Origin of the sequence: Sphingomonas horti (genome assembly GCF_009753715.1) — a bacterium.
GTDB lineage: Bacteria > Pseudomonadota > Alphaproteobacteria > Sphingomonadales > Sphingomonadaceae > Sphingomonas_B > Sphingomonas_B horti.
In genome coordinates, this window is the sequence record NZ_WQMS01000009.1 from 99,471 (window position 1) to 118,650 (window position 19,180).

Annotated in this window: 22 protein-coding genes; 12 read left to right on the plus strand and 10 right to left on the minus strand. The window is 67.6% G+C overall.

Annotation, left to right across the window (positions count from 1 at the left end; translation table 11 throughout):
• From GON01_RS08845 to GON01_RS08860, 4 genes are read left to right on the plus strand one after another with little or no spacing between them, the layout of a single operon-like run.
• Window positions 1-1,218 (plus strand): ATP-binding protein, encoded by a 1,218-nt coding sequence (locus tag GON01_RS08845; RefSeq protein ID WP_157027010.1) that lies wholly within the window; start codon window positions 1-3, stop codon window positions 1,216-1,218.
• 20 nt (window positions 1,219-1,238) lie between these two features.
• On the plus strand, window positions 1,239-1,922 hold the full coding sequence (gene phoU, locus GON01_RS08850) for a phosphate signaling complex protein PhoU (protein WP_181600091.1): 684 nt from the start codon (window positions 1,239-1,241) through the stop codon (window positions 1,920-1,922).
• Window positions 1,919-2,623: a phosphate regulon transcriptional regulator PhoB gene (gene phoB / locus GON01_RS08855; RefSeq protein ID WP_181600092.1), complete on the plus strand. Its 705-nt coding sequence runs from the start codon at window positions 1,919-1,921 to the stop codon at window positions 2,621-2,623. The genes phoU and phoB overlap by 4 nt, the downstream gene beginning before the upstream one ends.
• Window positions 2,624-2,636: 13 nt before the next feature.
• Window positions 2,637-3,566 carry a glutaminase gene (locus GON01_RS08860; RefSeq protein ID WP_157027011.1) on the plus strand — a complete coding sequence of 310 codons (930 nt, stop codon included), beginning with the start codon at window positions 2,637-2,639 and terminating at the stop codon, window positions 3,564-3,566.
• Here GON01_RS08860 and GON01_RS08865 read toward each other — a convergent pair.
• Entirely contained in the window at window positions 3,556-3,843 is a 288-nt protein-coding gene (locus tag GON01_RS08865) for a COG3650 family protein (protein WP_157027012.1), read from the minus strand. The genes GON01_RS08860 and GON01_RS08865 overlap by 11 nt on opposite strands.
• Before the next feature lie 92 nt (window positions 3,844-3,935).
• Window positions 3,936-4,949, minus strand: a complete 1,014-nt coding sequence (locus GON01_RS08870) for a polyprenyl synthetase family protein (protein WP_157027013.1) — start codon at window positions 4,947-4,949, stop codon at window positions 3,936-3,938.
• Window positions 4,950-5,029: 80 nt separating this feature from the next.
• Between GON01_RS08870 and GON01_RS08875 the strand changes: the two genes are divergently transcribed.
• The gene (locus tag GON01_RS08875) at window positions 5,030-5,311 is read left to right on the plus strand and encodes a chorismate mutase (RefSeq protein WP_157027094.1); all 282 of its coding nucleotides are present in this window, start codon (window positions 5,030-5,032) and stop codon (window positions 5,309-5,311) included.
• A gap of 54 nt (window positions 5,312-5,365) precedes the next feature.
• On the opposite strand, the gene GON01_RS08880 is transcribed toward GON01_RS08875, so the two are convergent.
• A complete protein-coding gene (locus tag GON01_RS08880) occupies window positions 5,366-6,106 on the minus strand; it encodes a Bax inhibitor-1/YccA family protein (protein ID WP_157027014.1) in 741 nt (246 codons plus the stop codon).
• Between the two features lie 121 nt (window positions 6,107-6,227).
• On the opposite strand from GON01_RS08880, the gene thpR reads away from it, so the two are divergent.
• The 3 genes from thpR to GON01_RS08895 are packed head-to-tail and all read left to right on the plus strand — an operon-like array spanning window position 6,228 to window position 9,968.
• Window positions 6,228-6,764 carry an RNA 2',3'-cyclic phosphodiesterase gene (gene thpR / locus GON01_RS08885; RefSeq protein WP_157027015.1) on the plus strand — a complete coding sequence of 179 codons (537 nt, stop codon included), beginning with the start codon at window positions 6,228-6,230 and terminating at the stop codon, window positions 6,762-6,764.
• A 51-nt stretch (window positions 6,765-6,815) separates the two neighbouring features.
• Window positions 6,816-9,086, plus strand: coding sequence for a phosphoenolpyruvate--protein phosphotransferase (ptsP, locus tag GON01_RS08890; protein ID WP_157027016.1), 2,271 nt, complete (start codon window positions 6,816-6,818; stop codon window positions 9,084-9,086).
• Between the two features lie 51 nt (window positions 9,087-9,137).
• Window positions 9,138-9,968 carry a helix-turn-helix domain-containing protein gene (locus GON01_RS08895; protein WP_157027017.1) on the plus strand — a complete coding sequence of 277 codons (831 nt, stop codon included), beginning with the start codon at window positions 9,138-9,140 and terminating at the stop codon, window positions 9,966-9,968.
• 21 nt (window positions 9,969-9,989) lie between these two features.
• On the opposite strand, the gene GON01_RS08900 is transcribed toward GON01_RS08895, so the two are convergent.
• Genes GON01_RS08900 through GON01_RS08910 form a run of 4 tightly spaced genes read right to left on the minus strand, consistent with a single transcriptional unit; the run spans window position 9,990 to window position 12,834 of the window.
• Window positions 9,990-10,463, minus strand: a complete 474-nt coding sequence (locus tag GON01_RS08900) for a GlcG/HbpS family heme-binding protein (RefSeq protein ID WP_181600093.1) — start codon at window positions 10,461-10,463, stop codon at window positions 9,990-9,992.
• Window positions 10,460-10,750, minus strand: coding sequence for a cytochrome c (locus GON01_RS16660; RefSeq protein ID WP_181600094.1), 291 nt, complete (start codon window positions 10,748-10,750; stop codon window positions 10,460-10,462). Before GON01_RS16660 ends, GON01_RS08900 begins: the two co-directional genes overlap by 4 nt.
• Window positions 10,747-11,952 carry a molybdopterin-dependent oxidoreductase gene (locus tag GON01_RS08905; protein WP_157027019.1) on the minus strand — a complete coding sequence of 402 codons (1,206 nt, stop codon included), beginning with the start codon at window positions 11,950-11,952 and terminating at the stop codon, window positions 10,747-10,749. The genes GON01_RS16660 and GON01_RS08905 overlap by 4 nt, the downstream gene beginning before the upstream one ends.
• A 30-nt stretch (window positions 11,953-11,982) precedes the next feature.
• Window positions 11,983-12,834, minus strand: coding sequence for an aldose 1-epimerase (locus tag GON01_RS08910; protein WP_157027020.1), 852 nt, complete (start codon window positions 12,832-12,834; stop codon window positions 11,983-11,985).
• Window positions 12,835-12,973: 139 nt separating this feature from the next.
• Here GON01_RS08910 and GON01_RS08915 point away from each other — a divergent pair, with 139 nt between their 5' ends.
• The gene (locus tag GON01_RS08915; RefSeq protein ID WP_181600095.1) at window positions 12,974-13,216 is read left to right on the plus strand and encodes a hypothetical protein; all 243 of its coding nucleotides are present in this window, start codon (window positions 12,974-12,976) and stop codon (window positions 13,214-13,216) included.
• A gap of 53 nt (window positions 13,217-13,269) precedes the next feature.
• Here GON01_RS08915 and dgoD read toward each other — a convergent pair whose 3' ends face one another.
• Genes dgoD through GON01_RS08930 form a run of 3 tightly spaced genes read right to left on the minus strand, consistent with a single transcriptional unit; the run spans window position 13,270 to window position 16,629 of the window.
• Window positions 13,270-14,412, minus strand: coding sequence for a galactonate dehydratase (dgoD, locus tag GON01_RS08920; RefSeq protein ID WP_157027022.1), 1,143 nt, complete (start codon window positions 14,410-14,412; stop codon window positions 13,270-13,272).
• A gap of 4 nt (window positions 14,413-14,416) precedes the next feature.
• A complete protein-coding gene (locus GON01_RS08925; RefSeq protein ID WP_157027023.1) occupies window positions 14,417-15,712 on the minus strand; it encodes a family 1 glycosylhydrolase in 1,296 nt (431 codons plus the stop codon).
• A 44-nt stretch (window positions 15,713-15,756) separates the two neighbouring features.
• Window positions 15,757-16,629, minus strand: coding sequence for an SMP-30/gluconolactonase/LRE family protein (locus tag GON01_RS08930; protein ID WP_198159817.1), 873 nt, complete (start codon window positions 16,627-16,629; stop codon window positions 15,757-15,759).
• On the opposite strand from GON01_RS08930, the gene GON01_RS08935 reads away from it, so the two are divergent.
• The 3 genes from GON01_RS08935 to GON01_RS08945 are packed head-to-tail and all read left to right on the plus strand — an operon-like array spanning window position 16,618 to window position 19,141.
• Entirely contained in the window at window positions 16,618-17,562 is a 945-nt protein-coding gene (locus tag GON01_RS08935) for a 2-dehydro-3-deoxygalactonokinase (RefSeq protein ID WP_157027025.1), read from the plus strand. The two genes, GON01_RS08930 and GON01_RS08935, sit on opposite strands and share 12 nt — an antisense overlap.
• Window positions 17,559-18,188, plus strand: a complete 630-nt coding sequence (locus GON01_RS08940) for a 2-dehydro-3-deoxy-6-phosphogalactonate aldolase (RefSeq protein WP_157027026.1) — start codon at window positions 17,559-17,561, stop codon at window positions 18,186-18,188. Before GON01_RS08935 ends, GON01_RS08940 begins: the two co-directional genes overlap by 4 nt.
• Window positions 18,185-19,141: a Gfo/Idh/MocA family protein gene (locus tag GON01_RS08945; protein WP_157027027.1), complete on the plus strand. Its 957-nt coding sequence runs from the start codon at window positions 18,185-18,187 to the stop codon at window positions 19,139-19,141. Before GON01_RS08940 ends, GON01_RS08945 begins: the two co-directional genes overlap by 4 nt.
• Window positions 19,142-19,180: the final 39 nt, after the last annotated feature.

Here is a 19,180-nt window from a genome sequence, read left to right on the forward strand (position 1 = left end):
ATGCTGCGCGCCATCGCGGTTGCGGTGCTCGCGATCGGTATCATCCTTGTCGCGCTGGTCGAAGCACCCATCCCTGCCGTAGCGCTCACCGCGGTCACGGGGGTCACGATTCTTTTGCTGCTCTGGCCGCGAAGCAGCCGGGACAGCGTCGCGCCGAGCGCTCCCGAACCGCCAATGGCGGACGCGCGCGCGCCGATCGAAGCGATCTCCGATCCGCTGCTGATCGTCGCGGGCAGCCGCGTCGAACAGGCCAACGCGGCGGCGCGCAAGCTGTTCGGCGCGCACGTGGTGGGCGAGGACGTGCGCGTGGCGATCCGCCACCCTGCGGCGACCGATCGGCTCGCCGCGCGGCAAGCGACTGCGGACCAGGAGCCGATCGAGCTGGCCGGTATCGGCGGCCGCGATAACCGGTGGCAGATGCATGTGGCGGACCTCGCGGGCGACCGCGCTCTGGTCCATCTCGTCGACCGCAGCGAAGGCCATGCCGCCGAGCGGATGCGGGTCGATTTCGTCGCCAATGCGAGCCACGAGCTCCGCACGCCGCTGGCTGCGATCCTCGGCTATGTCGAAACACTCGACGACGACGCGGCGGCCGAGGCGGGGACGCGCAAGCGCTTTCTGCGCATCATCCGAGACGAAGCCTGGCGCATGCAACGATTGGTCGAGGACCTGATGTCGCTGTCGCGGATCGAGGCGGAGAAGTTCCGCGCGCCCGAAACCGCCGTCGACCTCGCCGGGCTCGCCAAGGAAGTGCACGCGACGATACGCGATGCGGCCGACCCTCGCAGCTGCGATGTGGCGATCGCGATCGACGAAGGTCTGCCGCTCGTCGCCGGTGATCGGGCGCAGCTCTCGCAACTGCTTCACAATCTGGTCGGCAACGCAATGAAATATGGCCGCCCTGGAACCCCCGTGACGATTCGCGCGAGCCGCGGCCCCGGTGCCATGGTCCGCCTGTCGGTGGAGGATCAGGGCGACGGCATCGCCCCCGAGCACCTGCCGCGCCTGACCGAGCGCTTCTACCGCGTCGCTCCCAGCCGGAGCCGATCGCTCGGCGGCACCGGCCTCGGCCTCGCAATCGTCAAGCACATCGTCGAGCGGCACCGCGGGCGGCTCGACATCCGCTCGACACCGGGCGAAGGAACGATCGTCAATGCGCTGCTTCCGATCGCGCCGCTGTCATCAAACCGCAATGCAACTGTAACAGGACCGGCGTGACAATCAGCAAAGGCGTCACGGTGACCGAACACATTTTGAGAGCTTTCGACGAGGAGATCGTCGAACTGCGCGGCCTGATTTCGGAGATGGGCGGCCGCGCCGAATCGGCGATCGACCGTGCGATCGACGCCTTGTCGCGACGCGATTCCGGCCTGGCGGCGAGCGTGGTCGCCGACGACAAACGGATCGACGAGCTGGAGGTCGCGATCGAGCGGCTGGCCGTGCAGATGATGACGCTGCGCGCGCCGATGGCCGACGATCTGCGCGAGACCGTGGCCGCGCTCAAGATCGCCGGTGTGATCGAGCGGATCGGCGATTATGCGAAGAACATCGCCAAGCGGGTGCCCCAGATCTCGGGCTCGTCAAAGATCGAAGCGCTTTCCGTCCTGCCCGCGATGGCGCAGCTGGCCGGCGACATGCTTCACGACGTGCTCGATGCCTTTGCCGCCCGCGACTGGGAAGCGGCGATGGAAGTCGCCGACCGCGATCGCGCCGTCGACGACTTCTACAACAGCATCTTCCGCACGCTGCTGACCTTCATGATGGAAAACCCGGCGACGATCGGCGAGGCGACACACCTGCTGTTCATCGCGAAAAACCTCGAAAGGATCGGCGACCATGCGACCAACGTCGCGGAAATGGTCTATTTCGCGGCGCGCGGGGAGTACATGCCCGAGCGCGAGCGGGGGCATGACGCCCTGTGAGCGGCCCCCGCGGCAAGCTGCTGCTGGTCGAGGATGATGCCGCCCTCGCGGAGCTGCTCGTCTGGCATTTCAGCCGTGAGAATTTCGACGTGTGGCAGACCGGCGATGGCGAGGAGGCGCTGCTGCTGGCACAGGAAAGCCCGCCCGACATCGTGCTGCTCGACTGGATGATCGAAGGGCTGTCCGGCCTGGAGGTCTGCCGGCGGCTCCGCCGCATGCCGGCCACGCAGAACGTGCCGATCATCATGCTGACCGCGCGCGGCGAGGAAGAGGATCGCGTGCGCGGCCTGGAAACCGGCGCCGACGATTATGTGACCAAGCCCTTTTCGCCGCGCGAACTGGTCGCACGGGTAGGCGCCGTGCTGCGGCGCGTGCGTCCCGCCCTGGCCGGCCAGCAGCTGACCTATGCCGACCTGGAACTTGACGCGGTCGCGCACAAGGTGCGGCGCGCGGGCACCCCGATCCCGCTGGGGCCGACCGAATTCCGGCTGCTTCGGCATTTCATGGAGCATCCGGGACGGGTATTTTCCCGCGAGCGGCTGCTCGACAGCGTCTGGGGCCATGACGCCGATATCGAGCTGCGGACCGTCGATGTGCACATCCGGCGGCTCCGCCAGGCGATCAACGCCGAAGGCCGTCCCGACATCATCCGCACCGTCCGCAGCGCGGGCTATGCGCTGGACGCCGGGGGCAAGCTCTGATCTACCTTGATCGATGGACGATCTGGGGGACATTGTCGGGTCGATCGCCGCCCAGATGAGCGCCGAAGCCGATCGCGGCCGCGTCGCCGACTATATCCCTGCCCTTGCGCGCGTCAGCCCCGATCATTTCGGAATCGCCGTGGTCACCGCCGATGGCACCCTCCATGCCGCGGGCGACGCGCAGCTGCCCTTTTCGGTCCAGAGCGTCTCCAAGGTCTTCGCGCTGACGCTGGCGCTCGACCGGGTCGGCGACGATCTGTGGAAGCGGGTCGGGCGAGAGCCGTCCGGCTCGGCCTTCAATTCGATCGTGCAGCTGGAGAGCGAGCGCGGCATTCCGCGCAACCCGTTCATCAACGCGGGCGCCATTGTCGTCAGCGATGCGCTGCTGGCCGGCCAGCACGCGCGCGAGGCGATCGGCGACTTGCTCCGCTTCGTCCGCTTCCTCGCGGACGATGACGGCGTGACGATTGACAGCGAGGTCGCGCATTCCGAAGCCGGCACCGGATTCCGCAACTTCGCGCTTGCCAATTACATGAAGGCGTTCGGCAATCTCGACAACGCGGTGGAGGAGGCCTGCAAGGTCTATTTCCATCAATGCGCGCTGACGATGAGCTGCTGCCAACTGGCGATGGCCGGGCGTTTTCTGATGGCCGACGGGGTCCACCCCGGCACCGGCCGGCCCGTCATCACGCCCGAGCGCGCGCGCCGCATCAATGCGCTGATGCTGACCTGCGGTCATTATGACGGCTCGGGGGAGTTCGCCTTTCGCGTCGGCATCCCAGGCAAATCAGGCGTCGGCGGCGGCATCCTCGCAATCGTCCCGGGCAAGGCGTCGATCGCAGTCTGGTCCCCCGGCCTCAACGAGCGCGGCAATTCCAAACTGGGTAGTCTGGCGCTCGAAAAGCTCGCCGAGCGGACCGGCTGGAGCGTGTTTACGGCCTGACCGGCTCCGCGCAGCCCCGATAGCTGCGGCCATTCAGCTCCAGCTCCGCGGTGGCGGGATAAGGCCGTCCGCTCATCCCGTCGGCGCAAGGCCGGTCGAAAATCCGGAGCCGCAGCTCGTTTTCGCCGCCAAACGCGTGGAATTCGAGCGTGCTCCCCTGCGTGACCGGACGCACATAGGGCAGGCTGGCACGCCGGTCGCCATAATCCGCGATCGCCTCGATGGTCCGGTCGGGCCGGATATCGACCCGCCAGCCCGGCTCCTGCCCGATCGCCACCCACGCGGCATCGCGCGGAAGCGGTGGCTCAAGCTGGCGCGTGGCGGAACAGCCGGCAAGCAGGAGCAGAATCGCGGCCGCCGCTCGCACGGTCAATATGCGCGCGCCACCGCGAACGCGACGGCTTCCGTCAGCGCGGCCTTGGCGGCGCTGGCGCCGAAGCCGCCCAGCGCGTCGATCGCGCGCTGGCCGTAATGGCGGGCACGCTCGAGCGTGTCCTCGATCGCGCCGGTCGAGTTGAGCAGGCCAGTGGCGTGCCGCAAATCGGCATCAGAGATGCGATGGCCCATCATCGCATCACGCCAGAAAGCCTTGTCGGCAGCCGGTCCGCGGGCGTGGGCGAGGATGACTGGTAACGTGACCTTCCCGTCCCGGAAATCGTCGCCGACGCCCTTCCCCATCGTCGCTTCGTCAGACGAATAGTCGATCGCGTCGTCGACCAGCTGAAACGCGATCCCCAAGTTGCGACCATAGGCATCGAGCGCGAGCTCCTCGGCCTCGGGCCGCTCGGCGACCACGGCGGCGATCCGGCAAGCGGCCGCGAACAGCGCCGCCGTCTTCGCGCCGATGATCTCGAGATAGCGCTCCTCGCTGGTCTCGACCTGGCGTTGCGCAGTCAGCTGGTTGACCTCCCCTTCGGCGATCACCGCGGAAGCGTTGGAGAGAATGCGCAGCACCTTCAGGCTACCATCCTCGACCATCAGCTCGAACGACCGGCTGAACAGGAAGTCGCCGACCAGCACGCTCGCCGGATTGCCCCAGATGATGTTGGCGGTGCGCCGGCCGCGCCGCAGGTCAGACCCGTCGACCACATCGTCGTGCAGAAGCGTGGCCGTGTGGATGAACTCGACCGCCGCGGCGAGCTTGTGATGGCGCGTGCCCGGATAGTCGAGCAGCCTGGCGCAGGCGAGCGTCAGCATCGGCCGCATCCGCTTACCGCCGCCGGCGATCAGGTGGCCGGCAAGCTCCGGGATCAACGGCACGTCCGACTGCATGCGGTCGAGGATGACGCTGTTCACTGCGTTCATATCGTGCGCGACGAGGCGCAGCATCGGATCGAGCGAAGGCGCCGGTCCGGCGTCGATGCGGTGAAGGGTGGCACTCATGCGCGGGCCATGTGGCCCGCGACGGCGAAGCTTGCAAGCACCGCTTCGGCATGGAAACGAAGCGCTACAAGGAGAGGTGGATGACCGACGACCAGCTGACGCGCTATCGCGAGAGCATCGACAATATCGACGCCGCGCTGGTCTTCATGCTGGCCGAGCGCTTCAAGATCACGCAAGCGGTGGGCGCGTACAAAGCCGCGCAGGGGCTGCCGCCCGCCGATCCGGGGCGCGAGGACCGGCAGATCGCGCGCCTGCGCCGGCTTGCCGCCGACGCGCACCTGGATCCGGAATTCTCCGAGAAATTCCTGCGCTTCATCATCGACGAGGTGATCCGCCACCACGAGCGACTGCAGCCCAGATAAGAAAAAGGCCCGGCGAGTTTCCCCGCCGGGCCCGTCATGCGCTCCTAGCAGCAATCAGTCGCGACGACCGCCGAACAGCTGGAGCAGGAACATGAACATGTTCACGAAATCCAGGTAGAGCTGCAGCGCGCCCATGATCACCGACTTGGCCATGAAGTCCGTGCCGGCGACATAGGAGTAGATGCTCTTGATGCGCTGCGTGTCGTAGGCCGTCAGGCCGGCGAACAGCAGCACGCCGATCACGCTGATCGCGAACGCCATCGCGCTCGACTGCAGGAAGATGTTGATCAGCATCGCGACCAGGATGCCCACCACGCCCATGATCAGGAACGTGCCGAAGCCCGAGAGATCGCGCTTGGTCGTGTAGCCCCAGAGGCTGAGGCCGGCGAAGGCCGCCGCGGTCGCGAAGAAGGTCTGCGCGATCGAGGTGCCGGTATAGGTGATGAAGATCGTCGACATGGACAGACCCATCACCACCGCAAATGCCCAGAACAGCGCCTGTGCCGTCCCGGTCGCCAGCCGGTTGATGCCGAAGCTCAGCACCATGATGAAAGCGAGCGGCGCCAGCGTGATGAGCCAGCCGAGCCCGCTCATGCCCGTGCCAGCGGCGTTGATCAGCACGTCGCGCGCATAAGGCGCAAACAGCAGCGCGACGATGCCGGTCAGCAGCACGCCCGATGCCATATAGTTGTAGACGGACAGCATATAGCTCCGGAGGCCGGCATCATAGTCGGCACGGGCTCCGACCGACGACGGCGGCGCAACGGTCGCACGGGGGTCAGTCCAGTTAGCCATCGAAAACACTCTCCTTTGCCCGGCAAGATGCCGGATAGGCCGAATATCGTTACATCCCGGGTGGCTTTCAAGCGAAACCGGACATGGCGACACTTTGTTACAAAACAGGCTAGGAAGGATCATGCACCGCCTTTTCGTCGCCATCCGGCCGCCCGCCACGATTCGCAGCGCGCTGATCGGCCTGATGGAAGGCATCCGCGGCGCGCGCTGGCAGGACGACGAGCAGCTCCACCTGACGCTCCGCTTCATCGGCGAGGTGGACGGGCGGACGGCCGAGGACGTGGCTGCTGCGCTCGGCGGCGTGCGTCAGCCGCCCTTCGCCGTCGCGCTCGACGGCGTCGGACAGTTCGGCAGCCGAGGCCGTCCGAACGCGCTCTGGGCTGGCGTGCGCCCGCATGACTCGCTTGCCCACCTGCACCGCAAGGTCGACCAGACGCTCGTCCGCGCCGGGCTCGATCCGGAAGGCCGCGCCTATCTGCCCCACATCACCCTCGCCCGGTTCGGTCGCGAGAGCGGCGGCCTGGACGCGTTTCTGGCCCGCCATGCAGGCCTGAGCAGCGCACCGTTCGAGGTGACCGGCTTCGCCCTCTACGAAAGCCGGCTGGGTCATGCGGGCGCGACCTACACGATGGTCGAACGCTACGACCTGCGCGACTGACCCGCTCATTTTGCCTAGGACGCGCTGCCGGGCATTTGCTAGCAGCAGCTGATGGCCGTGAGCACTGCATCTTCCGCGCGCGAGATCCTGACCCGGTTGCACGACGTGATGGCGTCGCGCGCCAACGCGCAAACGAAGCTGAACCAGGTGGTCGGCATCATCGGCGAGGCGACCTCCAGCGAGGTCTGCTCGATCTACCTGCTTCGCGATGGCGCGCTTGAGCTGTTCGCGACGCGCGGCCTGAAGGAAGAAGCGGTTCACGTCACCAAGCTCGCGCTTGGCGAGGGTCTGGTCGGCAGCATCGCCGAGCGGGTCGAGATGCTGAACCTCGACGAAGCCGCCGCGCACCCGGACTTCGCCTACAAGCCGGAAACCGGCGAGGAGCGGTTCCACAGCTTTGCCGGGGTGCCGATCATCCGCCGCGAGCGCGCCGTCGGCGTGCTCTGCGTCCAGCACAGCGAGCCCAGGCGCTACGAGGATGTCGAGATCGAGGCGCTCCAGACGGTCGCGATGGTGCTTTCGGAGCTGATCGCCAATGCCGGCTTGATCGACGGGCCGACCGCCCAGACCAAGCTCGCCTCGACCGCCCCGCTGAGGCTCGGCGGGCAGAAGCTGGTCGACGGCATGGCCCGCGGCGTCGCCGTCTATCACCAGCCGCGCGTGACGATCGAGCACACGGTCGCGGAGGACATCGAGGCGGAGCGGCGGCGCGTCTATTCGGCCTTCACCAAGATGCGCGAGCAGATCGACACGATGGCCGCGCAGGCGGAGTTCGGAATGGGCGGCGAGCATGAGGAAGTGCTCGAGACCTACAAGATGTTCGCCTATGACGAGGGCTGGTCGCGCCGGATCAACGAGGCGATCGACAGCGGCCTGACCGCGGAAGCCGCGATCGAGCGCGTGCAGCAGCGCACGCGGATGCGGATGCGGCAGATCGACGACCCGCTGCTCGCCGATCGCATGCACGACCTCGAGGATCTGTCCAACCGGCTGTTGCGCATCGTTTCCGGCCAGCTCGGCACCGCCGCGCAGATGGGGCTGCGGCAGGATGCGATCCTGATCGCGCGCAACCTGGGGCCGGCCGAGCTGCTTGAATATGACCGGCGGCGGCTGAAAGGCGTGATCCTGGAGGAAGGGTCGCTGACCGCGCACGTGACGATCGTGGCGCGCGCGATGGGCGTGCCGGTCCTCGGCCGCGTGCGCGACGTGCGGCGGCTGGTCGCCGAAGGCGATCACCTGCTGCTCGATGCCGGGCAGAGCGCGGTCTATGTGCGGCCCAGCCAGTCGATGGAAGAAGCGTTCGACGCGAAACTCTCGTCGAGCGCCAAGCGCCGCGCCGCCTATGCCGCCCTTCGCGCGCTGCCCCCGGTCACCAAGGACGGGCAGCGGATCACGGTCATGGTGAACGCGGGCCTGCGGGACGACGCGGCGGCGCTCGACCTGACCGGCGCCGACGGCATCGGCCTGTTCCGGACCGAGTTCCAGTTCCTGGTTTCCGCGACCCTGCCCCAGCGGGAACGCCAGCAGCGGCTGTACCGCGACGTGCTCGACGCGGCGCGCGATCGCCCGGTCGTTTTCCGCACCGTCGATATCGGCGGCGACAAGGCACTTCCCTATATCCGCACCGATGACATGGGCGAGGAGAACCCGGCGATGGGGTGGCGCGCGCTGCGCGTCGCCCTGGAGCGCAACGGGCTGATGAAGGCGCAGGCCCGCGCACTTCTCGAAGCGGCGGCCGGCAGGACCTTGAGCGTCATGTTCCCGATGGTTTCCGAGCCCTGGGAATTTGATGCGGCAAAGGCGATTTTCGAGAAGCAGCGGGAATGGATCGCCTCCCGCCATCGCCCACTGCCGGTGCAAATCCGCTACGGTGCGATGCTGGAAGTGCCCGGCCTCGCCGAATGCCTCGACCTGCTGCTGCCCCGGCTCGACTTTCTGTCGATCGGCACCAACGATCTCACTCAGTTCCTGTTCGCGGCCGACCGCGCGCACCCGAAGCTTGCCGAGCGCTACGACTGGCTGAGCCCGGCGATCCTGCGTTTCCTCCGCCGCGTCTCCCTGCCGGCCCGGGAGCGAGGAATCCCGGTCACCGTCTGCGGCGAGATGGGTGGACGGACGCTCGAAGCGATGGCGCTGCTGGGCCTTGGTATCGAGCGGCTGTCGATCACGCCGATCGCTGTCGGGCCGATCAAGGCCATGGTGCGCTCGCTCGACCTGAGCAAGCTGAAGGCGGAGATGGACGGCTGGCTCGCCTCTCCCCCCGCAAACATGCGGGCCACGCTGATCGATTGGGCCAATGCGCATGGAGTTGAGCTTGCTTGAGTTGACAAGGCGATCAGCGTCCGGTGACAAGCCTGAAAAAAGGGGCGCGTGATGACCACAGAATCCGAGCCGATCAGCGGCGCAACCGCGGGGACCCAGCTCCGCGACGCCCGTGAGGCGTCGGGACTGAGCCTGGCGGACGTCGCCGCGAAGACGCGCATTCCCCAGCGCCACCTCGAAGCGATCGAACGCGACGACTTCGACGCGCTGCCGTCGATGACTTATGCGGTCGGGTTCGCGCGCGCCTATGCCCGAGCCGCGGGCGCCGACGAGGTCGCGGTGGCGGCGACGGTGCGGTCCCAGTTGGAGCAGGGCGGCCGCGCGCGGACCGAATATCAGGCGTTCGAGCCGGCCGATCCGGCGCGCGTCCCCCCGCGCACGCTGGCCTGGACGGCGGCAATCATCGCGCTGCTGATCCTGGGAGGCTATGCATTGTGGCGCGGGGTTTGGCGCGACGCCAATCCGACGGCGCCGGCCATCGTCAGCGCCTCCCCCTTGCCATCCGCGCCCGCGGTTCGGCCCCCGGCCGCTCCGCCGCCGGCCGTGACTCCCGCCAACGGCCCGGTCGTGCTGACCGCGACCGATACCGTCTGGCTGCGCATCAGCGACGCGACCGGCAAGCGACTGTTCGAAAAGCAGATGGCGATCGGCGAGAGCTACACTGTTCCGCCGGATGCGAACGGCCCCACGATCCTGACCGGGCGCCCGAATGCGCTGCGAGTGACGGTCGGCGGGATCGAGGTGCCGCCGCTCGGCGAGCCGGAGAAAACGATCAAGGATGTGGGCGTCAGCGCCGAGGCGCTGCGCGCCCGCGCCGCCTCCGCCACTCCGGTGCCGTCGTCCATGGCGTCGCCGAGCGCTCCTTCGGCTCCTGCGCGATAAGACGGTGCGCCGCCCGCACGCCTAGCGCGCGCGTTCGGTCCTGAAGCCTGCCGCGGCGATGCCGGCTTCGGCGCAGGCCGCATCGTCGGCGGGCGCCTCGCCGGAAGTGCCGACCGCGCCGAGACGAGTGCGGCCATCGGCGGACCAGATCGGGACCCCGCCCGCCACGGTCACGACATGCGGCGCGTGTTCGAAGCCGGGCGTCGACCGGGCGCCTTCGGCCAGCTGTGCCGTCGTCCCGCCCCAGGCGGCCGAGGCCTGCGCCTTGTCGATCGCGAAATCCATGATGCCGGTGCCGTTGCCGTCCATGCGAAGCGCGGCGACGAGATGACCGCCGGAGTCGACTACGGCAATCGCATGGCCCTGTCGCTTCGCCGCGGCGTGTGCGGCGCAGCCGGCAACGATCGCCTGCGCCGCCCCGGCATCGAGCGCGGGACCTTGCGCGGCGGCAGCACCGCCGAGCAACAGTCCCAGAAGAAGCAGCAGCTGCCTCACTGCGCCTGGACCGCGGCCAAAGCAGCCGGCAGCCTTGCCGCATCCGCGTCGTCGATCGGAGCCTTGTAGGTGTCGCGCATCTTCTTCACCGATTCCGCCCAAGTCGCGGCGTCCATCCGCGCCTGATACAGCACCATCGCCGGGCTGTGGCAGCCGGTGCAGTTGGCATTAAGCAGATCGGCGTCGGGGCCCGTAAACTGGGTTTCGTCGTCCGGCAGAGAAACGTCGACAGACTTCATCGCGGGGGTCGCGGCGGCGGCGAGCAGGGCAACGGCCAGCAGCTTCATGCGACCATGATCCGGGTCGGCTCGACCTGGCCGCGCAGATAGCCGCCGCCGTTCCAGATCGGCTCCATCGACTGAGTGACGCCGGCCGTGCTGGTGCAGCGCGGCAGCAATGACAGCGCGCCCGCGGCCGGGGGCGGGAGCACGGCTTCGAAGCGGCGGAAGCTGTATTTTCCTTCGTCGCGGCCAAGGCTCGCATCTGCCCAGCTGCGGCCGCCATCGACCGACAGCGCAACCGATTTCACGCCCGCATCCCCGCCCATCGCGATGCCCCTCACCGGGAGCGGCCGTCCGGCGGTCACGCGTGCGCCATCGGCATGGCTGGTGATCCAGGAGCGCGGAATCATCCGGCTGATCGGCTTGGTCGCGAACCCCTTCGCGCCGGGCGCAACGTTGGCGCCGGGCGTGTCGGGAATGCGATAGGCTTTCGCCATCCAGAAATTGTCATCGGGCGCGGTCAGCACCTCGATATCGCTCAGCATCTTCATCCAGTAGGTGGAGAACCAGCCAGGCACGATCACGCGCAGCGGGAAGCCGTTCAGCAACGGCAGCGGCTCGCCGTTCTGCAAGAAGGCGATCATCACCTCGCCGTCGCGGGCGTGATCGAGGTCGAGCGATTTCATGAAATCGGGACCGTCCGGCACGAGCGGCTGGTCAAGCCCGGCAAAACGGACGGCAACCGCGCCTGGCTGCACGCCCGCGCGGTCGAGCACGTCCTTCAGCCGCACGCCGGTCCATTTCGCGTTGCTCATCGCGCCGTGGCCCCATTGCGCGCCGAGCACGCGCGGCTCGAAATAGCCGCGGGAGTTGCCGGAGCACTGGTTCACGGCAGCATATTCGATGCGCGGCATCGCCATCAGCTCGTCGAGGCTGAGCGAGAGCGGCCTGGCGACATGGCCGCGCACATTGAGGCGAAAGGCGGCGGCATCGATCGACGTCGGGATATCGCCCCAGTGCCACCGCACGAAGAAGCGATCGTTGGGCGTGAACACGCCCTGACCGAACACTTCGAACGGGGTCTCCAGCAGCGGCGGGCGGGCGCGTTGGACGATCATCTCGCCTTTTTGCGGCCAGGCGCTGCTGGTCGGACGCTGGGACGGGCCGCCGGGGAGATGCAGGTCGACGATGCGCTGGGCCCTGGCCGTGCCCGCCAGCGCGGCGGCGCCAAGCAGGATCGAGCGGCGGGGGAGCAGCGGGCCGGTCATCGGCCCAATCCTATGCCGTTCGTTGCGCGGTCACAACCTTTCGACGCAGAGGCTCATCCGCAGTCGCATGGATTGCCCGGGCTCCAGCACGCGCAGCCCGAGGTCCGGCCAGCGGTCTTCCGGCTCGTTGAGCGCGGCATTGGCGTGACTGACCGGCTCCGCCGCGAGCAGCCCGCCCTGGGGCGGGGAGTAGATCTGGAAGAAGCGCGCGTCCGGCGAGGTCATCCGGCGCACCCGTTCGCCGTCCGTCAGCCGCATCTCGCCATCCCAGCCGCCATAGCCATTGTCGAGGTTGCGTCCGCAGGCAGGCGTGCCGCCCAGCGCGTAACGGCCGGTCGCCGGCGCGGTGCCGGTGGGGAGCACCTTTTCGTCCACTTCCCAGACTGTCTCGACCCGCGTGTCGATCCGCGTGCCGGAATCGCATGGATAATAGGGGTGGAAGCCGAGGCCGCACGGCATCGGCTCGCCGGAAAGGTTGCGGCACTCGATCTCGGCATCGAGGCCGTCCTCGCTCAGGCGGAAGGTCTGGCGGGCCTCGCACGCCCAGGGCCATTCGCCGGGCTTGTGCGCGAAGAACAGGCAGGCCGTGTCGCGCGCCTGGCTTTCGACCAGCCAGGGACCCAGCCAGCCCTGGCCGTGGAGCGGACTGGGATCGCCCTTCATATTGGGAGCGATCTCCACCGTCCGCCCGCGGAAATCGAAGCGCCCGCCGCGGATGCGGTTGCAATAGGGCACCAGCGGGAAGCAGCCGCAGTCGAGCGGGCTGTTCGGCGCATCCGCCCCGCGCAGGACCGGCGCGCCGCCATGGGTGAAGCTCGCGATCGCACCGCCGATGCCCGGCGCCAGCACCAATTCATAGTCCGCGGCCCTGATCGCGATCATGACCGACCCCTCACCTGAGTTATCCACAAAAAAGCGATATGGTAGTCGCCGCAACAGGCTTTCTGCCTGAGTCACGCTCCATTAAGTAGCGCCGACGCATAAAGCGTAGATGGTTGAAACGGTGCCCGGGGGGGCGCGTATGACTCGGTTGGTTCGTGATTTCTTCGAGGTCGATGATCAGGTCTCTCTCGACCAGATGATCGATGCTCTTTCCGCCGTCCGCGACCGGCTCCCCGAGGGAGCCGAGCAGGCGAAGGTGCGCATGTCGGGCGACGACGTGTTCGGCCGCCGGCTGCTCGTGTCGTATCTGCGCCCGCAGACCGCCGAGGAAGCGGCCCGCGACGCCCGCTACGGCGGCGGCCGGCTGAGCATCGCGGCCTAGGCGACCCTCGTCACCCGGGGCTTGACCCGGGGCGGGATCGCGGAGGTGCGATCTCACCACTCCGCAAAGCTCCCGTCGCGGGTGCGCCAGACCGGGTTGCGCCAGCGATGGCGGTCCTTGTCCGCGTCGCGCACGGCGGCTTCGTCGATCTCCACGCCCAGGCCGGGTCCCGTCGGGATCGGCAGGTGCCCGTCGACCGGGCTCAGCACGCCCTTGTTCACGACGAAGTTCAGCAGATCGTGCCCGCCGGTGTTGTAGTGGATGCCGAGCGACATTTCCTGAATGGCAACGTTGGGCGTCGTCGCGGCGAGTTGCAGGCAGGCGGCAAGCGCGAGCGGACCGAGCGGGCAATGCGGCGCGACGGCGATGTCGAACGCTTCCGCCATCGCCGCGATCCGCCGGCATTCCGACAGTCCGCCGGCATGGCTCAGGTCCGGCTGGATGATGTCGACCGCGCCAATTTCGAAGAAGCGCTTGAAATCCCAACGCGAATAGAGCCGCTCGCCGAGCGCGATCGGGGTCGAGACGAGCTGCGCGATCTGGATCAGCCCCTCGTGGTTTTCCGACAGCAGCGGCTCCTCGATGAAGAGCAGGCCTAGCGGCTCGAGCAATTTCGCCAGTTGCTTGGCCATCGGCCGGTGGACGCGGCCGTGGAAGTCGAGCCCGACGTCCATGCCTTCGGCCTGCGCCGCCTCGACGCGCGCCACCACATCTTCCAGCAGCTTCGGCGTGCCCAACCAGTCGAGCTCCGCCGTCGCGTTCATCTTGACCGCCGAAAAGCCTTGCGCGGCGCGAGCCTTCGCCGCCGCGCCGATTTCCCCCGGCCGGTCGCCGCCGATCCAGGCATAGGCGCGGATGCGATCGCGCACGCGCCCGCCCAGCAGTTCCCAGGCCGGCAAGCCGAGCGCCCTGCCCTTCAGATCCCAGAGCGCCTGATCGAGCCCCGACAGCGCCGACATGAAGACCGGGCCGCCGCGATAAAAGCCGCTGCGATAGCCGACCTGCCAGATGTCCTCGATCCGGAATGGATCGAAACCGGCGAAGCGGTCGCGAAACGCCTCGAACGCGCCTTCGACAGCCTCGGCATGACCCTCCAGGCTCGCCTCGCCCCAGCCGAAGGCGCCGTCGTCGGTCTCTACCCGGACGAACAGCCAGCGCGGCGGCACGAGGAAGGTTTCGATCCGGCCGATCTTCATCGGGTCAGCCGGTCTGCGGGTTGGACTGGGTCGTGGTCGGACGCAGGTTCACGACCCGCTGGTGACGCTCCGCTTCGCGCTCTTCCATGATGTCGTAGTGCGACGGGGGCACGATCGGCACGACCAGGCAGACGCTGGAGGCCGGCAGCACGTCGCGCCAGTCGCGGATCAGCTGCTTATAGGCCTCGCCCACTGCACGGATGTTGCGGTCGAGATCGTAGAGCCCGAGCGGGTTTACCGTCCCGCGCTGTTCGCGGAGGGCGCAATCCCAATCGACCTGGTCGGTCAGCGAATACCAGGTGAAGCCGACGGTCGGGATGCCGTCGTTCCTGAGCCGCAGCACGCTGGCCCATTCCTTCCACAGCCAGTGCACGGCCTCGTCGCCGTTCGGCCCTTCGATCAGGTTGGTTTCGGTGTGCATCACGGGCAAGCGGTAACGGTCGTAATATTGCCGCGTGATCTCGGTGTAGCCGAACACCTCGCCAGAGGCGACCGACGTGCCGTCGGCATGCACACGGTGCTCGTTGGTCCAGTAGTAATCGTTGCCGAGGATGCAGTGCTGCTTGATCCTGTTGCCCAGGAAGAAGTGATATTCCTCCTTGGTCATGCCGCAGTCGAACAGATATTCGTACATCTCTGAATCGACGCGGCGGCCGTAGTTCAGGTCGAGCGACAGGAAGCGCATCGAGTTCAGGATTTCAGCCGGGCCGATCGCTGCCGGGTTCTCGGCATGGAAATACTCCGAGGATTCCGACTGGATGAAGATCGCGTTGGACCGGCGCTTCAGTATGCACTGCATCGCCAGCACATTGGCCCGGACGATATTCTTCAGCGCCGTGACAAAGGATTTGTCCCCGGTCAGCTGCTCATTCCACCATCCGTAGCGCGCGGAGAAGGTCGCGCAGATGAACATCTCATTGACCGGCGTGTAGAGCTGCACCCAGGGAAACCGCTCTGCGAATGCCGCCGCATAGTCGGCGAACAGCTCCGGGAAGTCGGAATTCTGGAAATTGCCGATCCAGTCGGGCACGCCGAAATGGCACAGGTCCACGATCGGCGTGATGTCGCGCCGCCGCAGGTCGGCGAAGGTCTGATCGGCAAAATCCCAATCATACTTGCCGGGGCCGAGGAAAGTGGTGTGGATCGGCGGGCCATAGCGCACATAGTGCAGGCCCAGATCCTCCAGCAGGTCGAAATCGGTGCGCCAATGCTTGTAGTGGCCGCACACCTCCATCTCGTCGATGCGGGTCTTGCCGTTGTTGATGGTCGGGACGCTGTTCTCGATCCCGGTGCAGAACATGAAGTTTGCGATGGCTCGGCCCTCCCAGCCTTCAGGTCTTGACCCTATCCGAACGGGCGGTCGGCGATGCCGCGCACGCCCGCCTCCAACATAAAGAGCGCGCCCGCCAAAGGTTGCACAGCCAGCGCATTTTCGTTGAGGCCGATGCGCGCGGACGTGATGAACAGGCGATCGAGCGCGTGGCCGCCGAAGGCGCAGCTGGTCGGCCGCTCAACCGGCATGTCGACGACCTGCAGCACCTCGCCGTTAGGCGACAGGCGGCGCAGGCACCAGCCGTTCCAGAAGGCCACCCAAAGACAGCCTTCGGCGTCGACCGTCATGCCGTCGGGATGGCCGTGTTCCTCGCGGAAGCTGGCGAAGCCGCGGCGGTTGGAGACACCGCCATCCGCGTCCAGATCGAACGCGTAGATCAGCCGTTTCGCGGAATCGGTGTGGTACATGGTCCGCCCGTCGGAGCTGAAGGCAGGGCCGTTGGTGACCATGTAGCCATCGTCGACCAGGTGCCAGACGAGATCGGGATCGAGGCGGTAAAGGCTACCCTGGGCCTGCTCCTCGCGATCGTCCATCGTGCCCGCCCAGAAGCGCCCGGCGCGATCGAGCTTGCCGTCGTTGAAGCGGTTGTCCGCCATCAGCGCTTCGGGATCGGCGATCGCTTCGTAAAGCCCGGCGCGGGGGTCCGCGCGAAAGAAGCCGCGCTCGGTCCCCGCTACGAAACCGCCCTGCTCGGCGGGGCCGAGCGAGCCGATGCGCAGCGGCGGCGTCCAGCGCTCGACGCCGTCCGCCTCGCTCCAGCGGAACACCGCCGGGCCCTTGATGTCGACCCACCAGAGCGCCTGTTCCCGCTCCACCCACACGGGTCCTTCGCCGAGCACCGCGTTCACGGGTGCGATCGGTACGGGTACGGAATGTTCGGCCACTTTCACGAAACGAAGTGGCGGCTGGACCGTTCCCCGGCCATGGCGGGCGATTTCCGATGGCAGAACGGCTTCATCGCGGTCGATTGGGGCACGACCAACCGCCGCGCATGGATGGTGGCGGCGGGCGGCCAGGCGCATGAAATCCTGGATGATTCGCTTGGCGTGCTGAAGATCGAGGACGGCGGCTTCCCGGCCGAGATCGCGAGCATCAGGCAGCATCATGGCGAGGAGCCGGTGCTGCTCGCCGGCATGATCGGATCCAATCGCGGCTGGATCGAGGCGCCGTACGTTCCCGCCCCGGCGTCGTTGGACGCTATCGTGGCGGCGATCCGCTGGCCGCAGGACGGGGTCGGCATCGTCCCCGGCGTCAGCTACCGGAGCGGCCGCGATGCGGACGTGATGCGCGGCGAGGAAGTGCAGATTTTCGGCGCGCTCGCGGAAGAGCTGGCGCCCCGTGACGGGCTGCTCTGCCACCCGGGAACGCACGCCAAATGGGTGCGGATGGAGAGCGGCGCGATCGGGCCGTTCCGCAGCGTGATGACCGGCGAGCTGTTCAGCACCCTGTCGCGCCACGGCATCCTGATCGACCGGCTGCAGGAAGACGTGTTCCCGAACGACGATTTCCGCGCCGGGGCGGAGCATGGACTCGCTCATGACGACCTGACCGCCGAACTCTTCTCGATCCGTGCGCGTTACCTGCTCGGCGTCGGCGCGTGCGACAATGCGTCCTACGCGAGCGGCCTGCTGATCGGTGCCGACGTACGGATCGGGCTGGCGTTCGGCGGGACCGGGCCGATCGCGCTGATCGGGCGTCCCGACCTGACCGCGCTCTACGCCGAAGCGCTGAGGCTGGCCGGGCGTGATGCGACGCAAATCGACGGCGAGCACGCCTTCCTGCTCGGCGCGCGCGCAATTGCGGAGAGACTGACATGACTGCCCTGGCCGATTTCACGCGTTACCTTGCCGAATGCCCGCTGATCGCGATCATTCGCGGCGTGCGGCCCGACGAGGCCGAAGCGGTCGGCGGCGCGATCGTGGACGCTGGCATCCGGATCGTCGAGGTGCCGCTGAACTCGCCCGATCCGTTCGCCAGCATAGAGCGGCTCGCAAAATGGTTCGGCGACCATGCGCTGATCGGCGGCGGCACCGTGCTCGATCCCGACGACGTGAAGCGCGTCGCGCGCGCCGGCGGGAGGATCATCGTGTCGCCATCGACCGACCCCGCGGTGATCAAGGAAACCTGGGAGGAAGGCCTGGTCTCCGCGCCCGGCTTCTTCACGCCCAGCGAAGGTTTTGCCGCGCTAAAGGCCGGCGCGCATGTGCTGAAGCTGTTCCCCGCCGAAGCCGCCTCCCCCGCCGTGCTGAAGGCGACGAAGGCCGTCCTGCCGCACGAGGTGCCGCTTGTCGTCGTGGGCGGCGTCAAGCCGGACACGATGCGACCATGGCTCGACGCCGGGGCAACCGGCTTCGGTCTCGGATCGGGGCTGTTCAAGCCGGGCCGCAGCACGGATGAAGTGGCCGCCGCAGCGCGCGCCTATGTCGCGGGAGTGCGAGCATGATCCGGCTGGCGATCATCGGCTATGGCAAGATCGCGCGGGACCAGCATCTTCCCGCCCTCACCAACCATGGCGGCTATCAGCTGAAGGCGGTTGTGACGCGCAGCGGCGGCGCGCCCGAGGGGGTTTGCTGCTTTGCCGATACGGCGGCGATGCTGGAGGCGATGAAGGGTGAAATCGACGCGGTCACGATCAGCACCCCGCCCGAGCCGCGCTACGACATCGCCCGCCAATGCCTGGACGCCGGGCTCGACATGCTCCTCGAAAAGCCGCCGACCACGACGATCGGGCAAATCCAGGAGCTCGCCGCCGAGTGCGAGAAGGCCGGCCGCGTGCTGTTCACCACCTGGCACTCGCAGTTCGCCGCAGCGGTAGAGCAGGCGCGCGATGCGCTCGCGGGCAAGCGCATCGCCGCGATGCGCGTCTGCTGGCACGAGGATGTCAACAAATACCATCCCGGCCAGGATTGGGTATGGGACGCGGGCGGCTTCGGCGTGTTCGACCCCGGCATCAACGCGCTGTCGATCGCGGTGAAAATCGTGCCGGGCAAGCTGATCCTGGATGACGCGATGCTGCGCGTCCCCGCCAACCGCCAGCAGCCGATCGTCGCCAAGCTGAAGCTATCGAGCCCGATCGCTGACGGGCCGATCGACGCGACCTTCGACTGGTGCCCGACCAGCGAGGATGAATGGACGATCACCGTCCAGCCGGCCGGCGCGCCGGAGCTGGTGCTGCGCCATGGCGGCTCCGAGATCGAGATCGGCGGCCAGGTGCATGCGCCGACCGGCCCCGGCGAATATCCGGGCATCTACGCCGAATTCGCGAACCTGGTCGCAGAGCGGCGGAGCCATGTCGACTACGAGCCGCTGAGGATCGTCGCCGATGCCTTCATGACGGCGGACCGGGAACAGGCGCCGACATTCGAGTGGCGGTCCGCGCCGTCATCCCGGGTCTGACCGGGGACGCACCTGCCTTTGCGAAGAAGGTAGGCCCCG

What these genes read in the sequence shown, in the direction of transcription:
- GON01_RS08845 (WP_157027010.1), top strand. Translation starts at nt 1, where the DNA reads ATGCTGCGCGCCATCGCGGTTGCGGTGCTCGCGATCGGTATCATCCTT.
- GON01_RS08860 (WP_157027011.1), top strand. Translation starts at nt 2,637, where the DNA reads ATGGACGATCTGGGGGACATTGTCGGGTCGATCGCCGCCCAGATGAGC.
- GON01_RS08870 (WP_157027013.1), bottom strand. Translation starts at nt 4,949, where the DNA reads ATGAGTGCCACCCTTCACCGCATCGACGCCGGACCGGCGCCTTCGCTC.
- GON01_RS08875 (WP_157027094.1), top strand. Translation starts at nt 5,030, where the DNA reads ATGACCGACGACCAGCTGACGCGCTATCGCGAGAGCATCGACAATATC.
- GON01_RS08880 (WP_157027014.1), bottom strand. Translation starts at nt 6,106, where the DNA reads ATGGCTAACTGGACTGACCCCCGTGCGACCGTTGCGCCGCCGTCGTCG.
- thpR (WP_157027015.1), top strand. Translation starts at nt 6,228, where the DNA reads ATGCACCGCCTTTTCGTCGCCATCCGGCCGCCCGCCACGATTCGCAGC.
- ptsP (WP_157027016.1), top strand. Translation starts at nt 6,816, where the DNA reads ATGGCCGTGAGCACTGCATCTTCCGCGCGCGAGATCCTGACCCGGTTG.
- GON01_RS08895 (WP_157027017.1), top strand. Translation starts at nt 9,138, where the DNA reads ATGACCACAGAATCCGAGCCGATCAGCGGCGCAACCGCGGGGACCCAG.
- GON01_RS16660 (WP_181600094.1), bottom strand. Translation starts at nt 10,750, where the DNA reads ATGAAGCTGCTGGCCGTTGCCCTGCTCGCCGCCGCCGCGACCCCCGCG.
- GON01_RS08905 (WP_157027019.1), bottom strand. Translation starts at nt 11,952, where the DNA reads ATGACCGGCCCGCTGCTCCCCCGCCGCTCGATCCTGCTTGGCGCCGCC.
- GON01_RS08910 (WP_157027020.1), bottom strand. Translation starts at nt 12,834, where the DNA reads ATGATCGCGATCAGGGCCGCGGACTATGAATTGGTGCTGGCGCCGGGC.
- GON01_RS08915 (WP_181600095.1), top strand. Translation starts at nt 12,974, where the DNA reads ATGACTCGGTTGGTTCGTGATTTCTTCGAGGTCGATGATCAGGTCTCT.
- dgoD (WP_157027022.1), bottom strand. Translation starts at nt 14,412, where the DNA reads ATGAAGATCGGCCGGATCGAAACCTTCCTCGTGCCGCCGCGCTGGCTG.
- GON01_RS08925 (WP_157027023.1), bottom strand. Translation starts at nt 15,712, where the DNA reads ATGTTCTGCACCGGGATCGAGAACAGCGTCCCGACCATCAACAACGGC.
- GON01_RS08935 (WP_157027025.1), top strand. Translation starts at nt 16,618, where the DNA reads ATGTTCGGCCACTTTCACGAAACGAAGTGGCGGCTGGACCGTTCCCCG.
- GON01_RS08940 (WP_157027026.1), top strand. Translation starts at nt 17,559, where the DNA reads ATGACTGCCCTGGCCGATTTCACGCGTTACCTTGCCGAATGCCCGCTG.
- GON01_RS08945 (WP_157027027.1), top strand. Translation starts at nt 18,185, where the DNA reads ATGATCCGGCTGGCGATCATCGGCTATGGCAAGATCGCGCGGGACCAG.